Consider the following 10,585-nt stretch of genomic DNA (forward strand, 5'->3'; position numbering starts at 1 on the left):
CTTCGCCCTAGGATTGTTTGAGCAGGATCAGGTAGTTTGGCGGCCGGGACTGCGGCCCATCACCCCACCCAGTCGTACCGTCGCGGCCATCAGTTCCTCGTCCGAAAACCCGGAAAAACCCAGCACCAGGCCTTGCCGGGACGCCCCGCCGATGAACATCGAGGACAAGGCCCTGGCGCCGACACCTGCCGCCTTCGCCGCCTCGACGATCGCCGTGTCCGGCCCGGCGTGCTTCAGCGTCGCCATCAAGTGCAGCCCCTGTTCGGGCACGGTTACTTCGAGGGCATCGCCGCAATGCGTCTCGAGGCCGGCGACCAGCACGTCGCGCGCGGCTTGCACCCGGCGGCGCACGCGCCTGAGATGCGCGGCGAAATGGCCCTCGTTCAACAGGTCGGTCAGCGCGCCTTCGGCCAGCGTCGAGGGGAAGCGGTCGGAGCGCGCCCTGACCGCCATCACGGCATCGAGCAGCGCTTCGGGCACCACGATGTAGCCGATGCGCAGGCCGGGGAAGAGGATTTTCGAGAAGGTGCCGAGATAGGCGACACGGCCCGAGCCGTCCATGCCCTGCAGCGAGGTCAGCGGCGGGCCGGCATAGCGGAACTCGCTGTCGTAGTCGTCCTCGATGATCCAGGCATCGTTGCGCCGCGCCCAGTCGAGCAAAGCGAGACGGCGGCGCATCGTCATCGTCACGCCGAGCGGATATTGATGCGAGGGCGTGACATAGGCCGCGCGCGCCTTGGAGCACAGGCTTTCGCCGATCTCGGGATCGAGCCCTTCGGCGTCGACGGGTACGCCAGAAACCCTGGCCCCGCTGCCGGCCAGCACGGCGTGCGCCATGGGATAGCAGGGGTTTTCGATCCAGACGGCATCGCCGGGACGAAGTGCTGCACGCACCAGGAGATCGAGCCCCTGCTGCGTGCCCGACGTCAGCACGATCTGGCCGGCGTCGCAGCGCACGCCGCGTGCGGTCCTGAGATAGGTGGCAATTGCCGTGCGCAGCGACAGGCGGCCGCGCGGATCGCCATAGCGGAAATGCTCCGGTCCGGGGCGGGTGAGGTGGCGCGACAGAAGGATGCGAAACATATCAAGCGTGCGCGGATCGGAGACCGCAACGCCAAGGCCGCAAGGTAGCCACGCCGCGACCTCGATCTCCGCTGGACGCGGCTTGATCAGCGTCAGCGGCAGATGCGGCACATCAGGCGCGACGAAGGTGCCGGCGCCGACCTTGGCGACCGCAAACCCCTCCGAGATCAGCATTTCGAAACAGGTAACCGCCGCCGAACGCGACAGGCCGAAGCGCTGTGCGAGATCCCGGGTGGTCGGCAGTTTCGCCCCGGCGGCCAGCGCGCCGGTCTCGATCAGCCGCCTGAGCGCCGCATAGAGCTCGCGGCTGCGCGGGCCGTCGCCCGGCAGGACCGGGATCAGCGCCGACCAATCCGGAAAATTGGTCTGGTTTTTCTTCATGGGATTGGTTCTTTTATCGACCAATGTCATGGCGCATGCTTGGCAGACGACAACCAAGGATGCAAGCCGTGAACGACACGCCAGCCAGTTTTCCGACCACCAGCCGCAACCGCGTCAAGCGCCTGCACGAGCGCGGCAGCTACGACCATGCGGCAGTCTTCGCGGTGCTGGATGCCGGGCTGCTGTGCCATGTCGCCTATACGTTCGATGGCCAGCCCTATTGCACGCCGACCATCCACTGGCGCGAGGACGACATGCTGTACTGGCACGGCTCGTCGGCCAGCCGCATGCTGCGCAATCTGCGCGGCGGCACGCCGGCCTGTCTCACGGTGTCGCATCTCGACGGGCTGGTGCTGGCGCGCTCGGGCTTCAACCATTCGGCCAACTATCGCTCGGCGATGTGTTTCGGCACGGCGCGAATCGTCGACGAGCCGCAGGAGAAACTGAAGGCGCTGGCCGGCGTCGTCGACCGTTTCTATCCCGGCCGGAGCGAGACCCTGCGGCCGATCTCGGCGCAGGAGGCCAAGGCGACGACGGTGATCGGCATGCGTATTGAAGAGGCATCGGCGAAGGTGCGCGCCAAGGGCGTCGGCGACGACGAGGAGGATTACGGGCATCCGGTTTGGGCCGGCGTCATCCCGGTGCGGATGGTGGTCGGCGCCGCCGAGCCGTGTCCGAGGCTGATGCCTGACATGGAGCGGCCGCGGAACCTGGCTGGATATGCCGAGGGCGCGCGGCTCGATGAGGCGCTGACGCAGGCGCAGCGGGTTTATGAGGGCGAAGTTTAGCCCGCGCCTAGTGGGAATGTATTCAAATCTTGCCGCTGCCGCCGCCTCGCGATATCTCGACACCATGATCACCTTCCGCCGTGCGCAAGCCTCCGACCTGCCTGATATCGTGGCCATGCTGGCCGACGACCCGCTTGGCGCCGGCCGCGAGGACGCTTCCTTGCCGCTGGCGCAAGGTTATGTCGACGCTTTCAACGCCATCGACGCCGATCCCAATCAGCTGCTGGCGGTGGCCGTGGATGGCGGCGAGGTGGTCGGCACCTTGCAGATATCTTTCCTTGCCGGGCTCTCGCGCAAGGGCGCGTGGCGCGGCCAGATCGAGGCGGTTCGGGTCGCCGGCCACAGGCGCTCGGACGGCATCGGCAGGCAGATGATCGAATGGGCGATCGACGCGTGCCGCGCGCGCGGCTGCGGCCTCGTTCAACTGACCACCGACAAAGGGCGGGCGGACGCGCATCGTTTTTACGAAAGCCTCGGCTTCACCGGCAGCCATCTCGGCTACAAGAAGAGCCTTTAGGCGGTCGGAAAACGCTGCAACACTTTTGTGGAACTGCTCGCGGCGTTCGAGCAGTGCGCCAGTGCTGGCGCATTCGGGAAACCGTTCAGGCACACTTCAATTCGCGGCCAAGAGGGGATATAGGTCAGTCAAGTTGACCTATATTGCAGCGTCGGGGAGGCGTGCCGTGACCCTTATGAACCTGTTGGCTTCGCGCTCGTCGCGCATGAAAGCGTCCGAAATCCGCGAGCTGCTGAAGCTGCTCGACCAGCCGGACATCATCTCGTTTGCCGGCGGTATTCCCGATCCGGCGCTGTTCCCGGCCGAGGCGATCCGCGACGCCTATGCCGATGTGCTGGGTGGCGCCGAGGCGGGCGCTGCGCTGCAGTACCAGGTCTCGGAAGGCTATCTGCCGTTGCGGCGCTGGCTCGCCGGCCAGATGGGCAAGCTCGGCGTCGCCTGCGACGAGGCCAACATCTTCATCACCTCCGGCTCGCAGCAGGCGCTGGATTATCTCGGCAAGCTGTTCCTGTCGCCGGGCGACACCGCGCTGGTGACGTGGCCGACCTATCTCGGCGCGCTGCAGGCTTTCAACGCCTATGAGCCGCGCTACGACCGGCTGACCCCGGCCGGCGGCAACATGACGCCCGATGCCTATCGCGCGGCGGCGGCCGCCAATGGCGGCAAGGCCAAATTCGCCTATCTGGTGCCGGATTTCGCCAACCCGACCGGCAACACGCTGAACCGTGAGCAGCGCGAGGCGGTGCTCGACCTTGCCGGCGAACTCGACATCGCCGTCCTCGAGGATGCCGCTTACCGCGCGCTGCGCTATGACGGCGAGGGCGAGCCGCCGATCCTGGCGCTCGATTGTGCCCGGTCCGGCGGCATCGACAAGGCGCGCACGCTCTATTGCGGCTCGTTCTCGAAGATCCTGTCGCCGGGCATGCGGGTCGGCTGGGTGTGCGCGCCGCGCCACATTGTCGAGAAGCTGGTGCTGATGAAGCAGGCCTCGGACCTGCACAGCCCGTCGATCAACCAGGTGGTGATGCATCGCGTCGCCGAAGCCGTGTTCGAAGGCCAGGTGGAAAAACTCATCGACGCCTATCGCGAGCGCCGCGACGGGCTGCTCTCGGCACTGGAAGCCCACATGCCCGAAGGCGTGACCTGGAGCCGCCCGGAAGGCGGCATGTTCGTCTGGGTGACACTGCCGGAAGGGGCCGACGCCACCGAGCTTCTGGCTCGGTCGGTGAAGGAAGCGCGGGTCGCCTTCGTGCCGGGCAACGCCTTCTATGCCGATGGCACCGGGCGCAACACACTGCGGCTGTCCTTCACGCTCGCCGACCGGCGCGCGGTGAGCGAAGGCATTCCAAGGCTAGCCGCCATCCTGAAGGGATAGGCCGGCGCTGGAAGCCGGCTTTTCCTCCGCCGTTACAGTCACCAGCCGCTCAAGCTTTGAAAGCCTGGTGCGAGCGAGCTTGCGGACCGGCCCTTCGAAACCTTCTTCGCCGTTTTCGACGACGAAGACCAAGGTCATGAAATCGAGCATGAATTCGTCGATGGCTGCCGCGACCTCGCGCGACCTGCCCTTGAACCGGCGCAGCAGAGCGGTTGCTTCCTCGATATCGTCGACAGCGGCGCTGTCGACCAGCGCTTCGAGCCTCTGAAAACAATCCAATCGCAATTCCTCCCACCGCGCCACCAAACCCGGTTGCGAGCGGAAAGTTCCAAACTGTGAGTGGTCTCGCGAAGAAATCGCCTCCATTGCTTGAATTCCGCGGACGGGCCATCGGCAATTTTTTTGTTCGGGTGGAACCTCCGCGGCCAACAAAGGTTCTTACCAGGTCTGATCCCCCCTCAGACCCCTGAAGGCTAGACATGCTTTCCAAAGGCCCGCCGGATCCCCTCCCGGCGGGCCCTTTGTTTGCTGGGAAGTATCCGCATTGACGACGCCCTATCCCAACCTAAATTCGAACCCACACGAGGAGGCGTTTTCATGGAAACCCAGGAATTGCATCGCGGCCGGCTCATCGACCACATCCAACTGGTGGTCAGAAACCTCGCGGCCAGCCGGCGTTTCTACGAGGCGGTCCTGCAGGCGCTCGATGTCCCGATCGGAGGTAGCGGCGCCGACTTTTTCTGGGCCGACGAACTGTTTGTCTCCACTGCCGACAGCCGGGCCGCACAGGGAAAACTCACCGGCCGCCATCACCTGGCTTTCCAGGCAAGGGACCACGCCATGGTCGACGGCTTCTACAAGGCCGGGCTGGCGGCCGGCGGCACGGACAATGGCGCGCCGGGCGAACGGCCCTATCACCCCGGCTATTACGCCGCCTTCCTGCTCGATCCGGACGGCAACAACATCGAGGCCGTCCATCACGGCCCGCATCGTCGCAGCGCCGCTTCGGTGAAGATCACCTTCTAAGCTGCCGATATTCAGCCGGCCGGGATCGCGGGTGCATGGGCGATGCCGGAGAGAAGTTGCTTGCGTTGCCAGATCGGTGGCCCCGATGCTAACCGTGCAAATGGCGGGTGGGAATCGGTCCCGAAGCAACGTCCGCCACAAATTTTCAATAAAACTCCCCTTACCCCCCGTGGAGATATTTTTTTATGCAAAACCCAGCAAGGGCGATCTGTGCCGCCACGCTTCTATTTGCGATCGGGGCAGTTGGCCTCACAAGTATATCATCCTTTGCTTATATTTCATCGGCGCAGGCCCAGGAGGAATATCTTCCGACCGAGAAGGATTTTGTCGGCAAATGGAAACTCAACGGCGGAGCCATCCGGCCGCCGCGCGATATGAAGGATGCGCCGACACCGGAACAGGAAGCGGCCGCCAGTGAGTTCCAGCAGACGGTGACCGCGTTTTACGGGGCGTTCGATTATCTGGAGATCACGGCGGACGGCCGCTACAATTTTCACCAGCCCGGAGATCCGACGTCGGGGCCTTGCGTCTGGTGCGGAACCTGGTCGTTCAGCAAGAGTTCGGCGTGGCTCGAGCTGGATACGGCGCCCCGGCTGGATATCTACGCCAAGGACGGCGACATGCAGATGACCTACACTGTCGAACCCTACGAAAAATCGAAATATGCGTGGCTGGTTTTCGGCTGGGCGAAGGCCGAGTAGGCGGCGCGCAGCATTCACCGCCTTCGTCATCCTCGGGTCTCCGCGACGGAGCTTCGCTCCTGCTCCGCCTGTGGATGACGAAGGCGGGAGAGGCTTCCGCTAACCCCGGATGTCAGCGATGGTTGACCGAAACGGAAGATGACATCTTCTGGGTCGCGCCACTGAATGTCACGGCTTTTCATCCATCTCGTATCCTCGTATACGAGATGGAGCCCGACCGAGGAGACCGCATGAGCCCGCCGCCTGAAACCGTGCCGTTTTTCAGCCAGTGGGAAACGCCTGACATGACGCTGGACGTGCTCGCCGACGGCGCGGATGTTGCGCTCAGGCGCGATCCGCTGTGGAGGCGATCCGGGGCGGAGACCCTCGATGAATACGCAATCTGGGCCGCCAACATCTGCGGCATGGCCTGCCTTAAGATGATCCTGGCCAGCCGCGGCGAGATCGTGCCGACGATCGAACTTGCCAGGCGCTGCACCTTATATGGCGGCTATGTCGTCAATGAGGGATCGATCAAGGGGCTGATCTACGCGCCCTTCGTCAGCTTCGTGAAGGAAGCTTTCGGCCTGCGCGCCGAGGTGATGACCAATGTCGCCACATCAGACATTCCGGCGATCATGCAGCGGACGCGCTTCTTCATCGCGTCGGTCAGCAGCTCGATCCGCTGGCCCGAGCGCGAGCCGCCCTCGAAGGGCGGCCATCTGGTGCTGATCACCGCGGCATCCGACGAAGGTTTCCGCTTTCACAACCCGTCCGGCCATGAGCCCGCCACACAGGCAGACGCAGTGTTGTCACCGGCCGATTTCGACCGCTTCTTTGCCAATCGCGGCATTGCCGTCGCCATTTGATTTTTTGACAGTCGAGGGATTTTGATGACCGACAAGACAAGAGTGGCCATCCTCTATGGCGGGCGTTCGGCCGAGCACGACGTGTCGCGCCTTTCGGCCGCCAATGTGCTGAAGGCGATCGACCGGACGCGCTACGATATCGTGCCGATCGCCATTTCGCGAGGCGGCAGGTGGCTGCTGCAACAACTCGATCGCGCCGCGGCGATCGGCGATGAGGCGGCAGGGGCGCCGGCCTCCGAAGACGGCCCGGAGGTTGCTTTGTTGCCCGGCGGCAAGGGCCGGCTGGTTGCGGTGTCGCGGGATGGTACGCAGCCTGAGCTGCCCCCCATCGACGTCGTGTTCCCGGTGCTGCACGGGCCGTTCGGCGAGGACGGCTCGGTGCAGGGCTATGCCGAGGTCGCCGATGTCGCCTATGTCGGCTGCGGCATTCTCGCCTCGGCCGCCGCCATGGACAAGGACGTCGCCAAGCGGCTGATGCGCGAGGCGGGACTGGCGGTTGCCCGCTCCGTCACCGTGCATCGAAACGGCAAGCATTCCTTCCAGGAGATTGCCGGGACGCTCGGCCTGCCTTTCTTCGCCAAGCCGGCGCGCCAGGGCTCGTCCTTCGGGGTCAGCAAGGTGAATGACAGGGACGGCTTCGAGCAGGCCATCGACACGGCTTTCCGCTACGACGGCAAAGTGTTGATCGAGGAATTCGTCGAGGGCCGCGAGATCGAGTTCTCGGTGCTGGGGCGCGCCGACGGGTCGCTGACGGTGTCGCTGCCCGGCGAGATCATTCCGGCCGGCAAGCACGGCTTCTACACCTATGAGGCCAAATATCTCGATGCCGACGGCGCGCTGGTCAAGGTGCCCGCCGATGTCCCGGCCGATGTGGCCGAAAAGGCCAGGGATATGGCGCGGCAGGCGTTCCAGGCGCTTGGCTGCGAAGCCATGGCGCGCGTCGATTTCTTCCTGCGCACCGACGGCAGCCTGCTTGTCAACGAGGTCAACACCATTCCCGGCTTCACCGACATCTCGATGTATGCCAAGGCGCTTGCCGCCTCAGGCATCGGCTACAGCCAGACCATCGACGTGCTGATCGAGCACGCGCTGGCCAGGCATGCGGCGCGCTGATCCGATCGGGCGAGCCTGACTTCCATTTAGCCCTTGGGGAGCGGCCGGTGCGGGCCGGATCATTGCCTGTGAGCGAGGCGTATTTCATCGTTGGCTAAAGTTGCACGTCCGCTCTATATGCCCGACCATGGCATTTGGCAGGGAGGCATCACGTGGCCAATCGTCGAAACGGCACGGCGTCTCCGGCTGATGGGCTGGGGGACACCCTTTCAGCGGCCGCGCCCCATCCGCGAACCTCTTTGCCCAATGTGGCGGCCATCGTCACGACAGTGGCGGCACTGTATTTCGGGCGCGAGGTTTTCCTGCCGATCGCCATCGCGCTGCTGCTGACCTTCGCACTGGCGCCGCTTGTCGCAGCGCTAAAAAAGCTCGGCATTCCCCGGATTGCCGCCGTCATCGCCAGCGTGCTCGGCGCCTTCGCGGCGCTTGGCCTGTTCTCCTTCATCGTCGCCACGCAGGTCAGCGAACTGGCGCAGAACATCCCGGTCTACCAGACCAACATCCTAACCAAGATCCGCTCGCTCAAGGAAACCGGGGTCGGCGGCGGGATCCTTGCCAGACTGAGCAAGGTGGTCGAGCGGGTCGGCCAGGAGATCGACAGGCAAGACCCCTCGCTGCCGGTCGCCACCCCGGAAAAGCCGCCGCGCGAGCCGGTGCCCGTCGAGGTCGTCGCGCACGAAAGGCCGCTTCAGGTCCTGCAGAATGTCGTCGGGCCGCTGATCAGCCCGCTTGGGTCGGCCGGGCTGATCATTGTCGTCGTCATCTTCATGCTGCTCGAGCGGGAGGATCTGCGCGACCGCTTCATCCGGCTTGTCGGCTACGGCGACCTCCACCGCACCACCGAGGCGCTTCAGGATGCCGCCAAGCGGGTGGGCCGCTATCTCTTGATGCAATTGGTCGTCAACATCGTCTACGCCATACCGATCGCGATCGGGCTCTGGGCCCTCGGTATTCCCAATGCGCTGCTGTGGGGGCTACTGGCCCTGGCGCTGCGTTTCGTTCCCTATATCGGCCCGATCATAGGCATGCTTTTGCCGCTGTTCCTGGCGCTGGCCGTGGCACCGGGCTGGTCGCTCGTGCTGTGGACAGCCGCCTTGTTCGTGGTGATGGAACTGATCACCGGCAATGTCATCGAACCCTGGCTCTACGGTTCGCGAACGGGACTGTCGCCGCTGGCGATCATCGTCGCGGCGATTTTCTGGACGTGGCTCTGGGGGCCGCTCGGGCTGATCCTGTCGACGCCGCTCACTGTCTGCCTGGTGGTGCTGGGCAGGCACGTGCCGCAGTTTGAATTCCTCGACGTGCTGTTCGGCAACGAGCCCGTGCTCGAACCCCATGCGCGCCTGTACCAGCGGCTGCTGGCCGGCGATCCGGAAGAAGCCACCGATCATGCCGAGGAGATGCTGGAGGAGAAATATCTGGTCGAATTCTATGACAAGGTTGCCATTCCGGCGCTTCTGCTGGGCGAACAGGACCGTGTGCGCGGCGTCATGGGCGATTTGCAAAGGCGGCAGGTGGCGGCCAGTGCCCTGATGCTGGTCGCCAATCTCGACGACAGCGCGCAGGAGGAGGCAGGCGAGGAGGAGGGGCCGCCCGTGGCCGCAGAGGCGAGCGACGATGACGATCCCGGCGGGGAGGACGAGACCGAACTGCCCGATGGCACGGATATGTCCGTGCTTTGCGCCGGGGGGCGTGGCGAGCTCGACGACGCCGCTGCCGCGATGCTGGCGCAGGTGCTGGAGGTCCAGGGCGCGACGGTGTCGAAAGCCAGCTTTGCCGATATGGAACCCGCCAGCATTCGCCGCCTTGAGCTCGAAACCGTCGACACCGTCGTGGTCGGATTCCTGAACCGGGATTCCATCAAGCACGCCCGCTTTCTGGTCCGCCGGCTGAAGCGTGCGAAGGCCGCACTTCGGGTGGGAATCGTGTTCTGGTCGGAGGCCGACAGCGAGGACAAAGAGACGGCGGGCAAACTGGCGCGTGACATGAACGCGGATTTCGTGGCGCATGGCATGGTCGACGCCGTGCTGGGCGCGCTGTCAAACGAGCCGCCGGTCGCGCTCAAGCTTGTCGCCAAACCGCGCATGCGGCGACAGCGGGCCGCGTCCAAGAAGGTTACCGCGGCAGCGGCGGGTTGACCGAAATCGGCGGAAGGCCCATGGAACCAGGCGGCCCCCCGCGCGGCCTTACGGAATTGGCCACCCCGGCGGTGAGAAATGCTCGAAATTCGCCCAGCCCACGAAGCCGACCGGTCGGCGATCGTGCAACTGTGGCATCGGGGCTGGCATGATGCCCATGCGCATCTGGTTCCAGCCGAAATCCTGGCGTACCGAACGCCGGCGCATTTTGCGCTGTGGCTGGAGCAATCCACCGATGCCTTCCATGTGGCGGCAGCCGATGGATTGCTTGGCTTCGTCTCGATAAACGGGGCGGAGCTGGTCAAACTCTATGTAAGCCCGCAAGCACGGGGAAGCGGAACCGCCCGCGATCTGCTGTCTTATGCCGAGCATCTCTTGTGCGAACAGGGCGTGGCGGAGGCCGAGCTTTTCTGCACGGCGGGAAATGTCCGCGCGCAGAGATTTTATGCCCGCGAAGGATGGCGCTTGAACCGCAGCTTCGAAGACGCACTTTGGCTGCCGGATGATGTCGCCGGCAGGTTCACCGTGGAAACCCACTGCTATCGGAAGCATCTGGGCTTTCGTTAGCATCACTATTCGGAACGAGCTTGGCGAGATTGTCGCGGACGCTGGAGC

At 64.6% G+C, this 10,585-nt stretch carries 11 protein-coding genes; 9 read left to right on the forward strand and 2 right to left on the reverse strand.

Translation table 11 applies throughout. The annotated features are described in order from the left end of the window. Positions 1 to 27: 27 nt before the first annotated feature. Entirely contained in the window at positions 28 to 1,464 is a 1,437-nt protein-coding gene (locus LB559_RS31185; RefSeq protein WP_224675777.1) for a PLP-dependent aminotransferase family protein, read from the reverse strand. A 35-nt stretch (positions 1,465 to 1,499) separates the two neighbouring features. Between LB559_RS31185 and LB559_RS31190 the strand changes: the two genes are divergently transcribed. The 3 genes from LB559_RS31190 to LB559_RS31200 all read left to right on the forward strand — a co-directional run bounded on the left by LB559_RS31190 (position 1,500) and on the right by LB559_RS31200 (position 4,144). Next, positions 1,500 to 2,252, forward strand: a complete 753-nt coding sequence (locus LB559_RS31190; RefSeq protein ID WP_027160750.1) for a pyridoxamine 5'-phosphate oxidase family protein — start codon at positions 1,500 to 1,502, stop codon at positions 2,250 to 2,252. A gap of 64 nt (positions 2,253 to 2,316) precedes the next feature. Further along, positions 2,317 to 2,769 carry a GNAT family N-acetyltransferase gene (locus tag LB559_RS31195; RefSeq protein ID WP_127384752.1) on the forward strand — a complete coding sequence of 151 codons (453 nt, stop codon included), beginning with the start codon at positions 2,317 to 2,319 and terminating at the stop codon, positions 2,767 to 2,769. Between the two features lie 175 nt (positions 2,770 to 2,944). Further along, positions 2,945 to 4,144, forward strand: coding sequence for a PLP-dependent aminotransferase family protein (locus LB559_RS31200; RefSeq protein WP_224675790.1), 1,200 nt, complete (start codon positions 2,945 to 2,947; stop codon positions 4,142 to 4,144). On the opposite strand, the gene LB559_RS31205 is transcribed toward LB559_RS31200, so the two are convergent. Continuing rightward, the gene (locus LB559_RS31205; RefSeq protein ID WP_224675778.1) at positions 4,121 to 4,423 is read right to left on the reverse strand and encodes a hypothetical protein; all 303 of its coding nucleotides are present in this window, start codon (positions 4,421 to 4,423) and stop codon (positions 4,121 to 4,123) included. The two genes, LB559_RS31200 and LB559_RS31205, sit on opposite strands and share 24 nt — an antisense overlap. A 318-nt stretch (positions 4,424 to 4,741) precedes the next feature. Between LB559_RS31205 and LB559_RS31210 the strand changes: the two genes are divergently transcribed. The 6 genes from LB559_RS31210 to LB559_RS31235 all read left to right on the forward strand — a co-directional run bounded on the left by LB559_RS31210 (position 4,742) and on the right by LB559_RS31235 (position 10,537). Further along, positions 4,742 to 5,170 carry a VOC family protein gene (locus tag LB559_RS31210; RefSeq protein ID WP_013530756.1) on the forward strand — a complete coding sequence of 143 codons (429 nt, stop codon included), beginning with the start codon at positions 4,742 to 4,744 and terminating at the stop codon, positions 5,168 to 5,170. Positions 5,171 to 5,355: 185 nt separating this feature from the next. After that, positions 5,356 to 5,871, forward strand: a complete 516-nt coding sequence (locus LB559_RS31215; protein ID WP_013530757.1) for a hypothetical protein — start codon at positions 5,356 to 5,358, stop codon at positions 5,869 to 5,871. Positions 5,872 to 6,101: 230 nt separating this feature from the next. After that, entirely contained in the window at positions 6,102 to 6,719 is a 618-nt protein-coding gene (locus LB559_RS31220) for a C39 family peptidase (protein WP_024501618.1), read from the forward strand. Positions 6,720 to 6,743: 24 nt separating this feature from the next. Next, positions 6,744 to 7,832: a D-alanine--D-alanine ligase family protein gene (locus LB559_RS31225; RefSeq protein ID WP_127369041.1), complete on the forward strand. Its 1,089-nt coding sequence runs from the start codon at positions 6,744 to 6,746 to the stop codon at positions 7,830 to 7,832. A gap of 152 nt (positions 7,833 to 7,984) precedes the next feature. Further along, positions 7,985 to 9,970: an AI-2E family transporter gene (locus LB559_RS31230; RefSeq protein ID WP_224675779.1), complete on the forward strand. Its 1,986-nt coding sequence runs from the start codon at positions 7,985 to 7,987 to the stop codon at positions 9,968 to 9,970. A gap of 78 nt (positions 9,971 to 10,048) precedes the next feature. Then, a complete protein-coding gene (locus LB559_RS31235) occupies positions 10,049 to 10,537 on the forward strand; it encodes a GNAT family N-acetyltransferase (RefSeq protein WP_224675780.1) in 489 nt (162 codons plus the stop codon). The last annotated feature ends 48 nt before the right edge of the window (positions 10,538 to 10,585 follow it).

It is taken from the genome of Mesorhizobium sp. BR1-1-3 (assembly GCF_020165455.1).
GTDB lineage: Bacteria > Pseudomonadota > Alphaproteobacteria > Rhizobiales > Rhizobiaceae > Mesorhizobium > Mesorhizobium ciceri.

Excerpts from the sequence above, each read along its gene's own strand:
- LB559_RS31185 (WP_224675777.1), bottom strand. The coding sequence starts at position 1,464 with ATGAAGAAAAACCAGACCAATTTTCCGGATTGGTCGGCGCTGATCCCG.
- LB559_RS31190 (WP_027160750.1), top strand. The coding sequence starts at position 1,500 with ATGCTTGGCAGACGACAACCAAGGATGCAAGCCGTGAACGACACGCCA.
- LB559_RS31195 (WP_127384752.1), top strand. The coding sequence starts at position 2,317 with ATGATCACCTTCCGCCGTGCGCAAGCCTCCGACCTGCCTGATATCGTG.
- LB559_RS31200 (WP_224675790.1), top strand. The coding sequence starts at position 2,945 with ATGAACCTGTTGGCTTCGCGCTCGTCGCGCATGAAAGCGTCCGAAATC.
- LB559_RS31210 (WP_013530756.1), top strand. The coding sequence starts at position 4,742 with ATGGAAACCCAGGAATTGCATCGCGGCCGGCTCATCGACCACATCCAA.
- LB559_RS31215 (WP_013530757.1), top strand. The coding sequence starts at position 5,356 with ATGCAAAACCCAGCAAGGGCGATCTGTGCCGCCACGCTTCTATTTGCG.
- LB559_RS31220 (WP_024501618.1), top strand. The coding sequence starts at position 6,102 with ATGAGCCCGCCGCCTGAAACCGTGCCGTTTTTCAGCCAGTGGGAAACG.
- LB559_RS31225 (WP_127369041.1), top strand. The coding sequence starts at position 6,744 with ATGACCGACAAGACAAGAGTGGCCATCCTCTATGGCGGGCGTTCGGCC.
- LB559_RS31235 (WP_224675780.1), top strand. The coding sequence starts at position 10,049 with ATGCTCGAAATTCGCCCAGCCCACGAAGCCGACCGGTCGGCGATCGTG.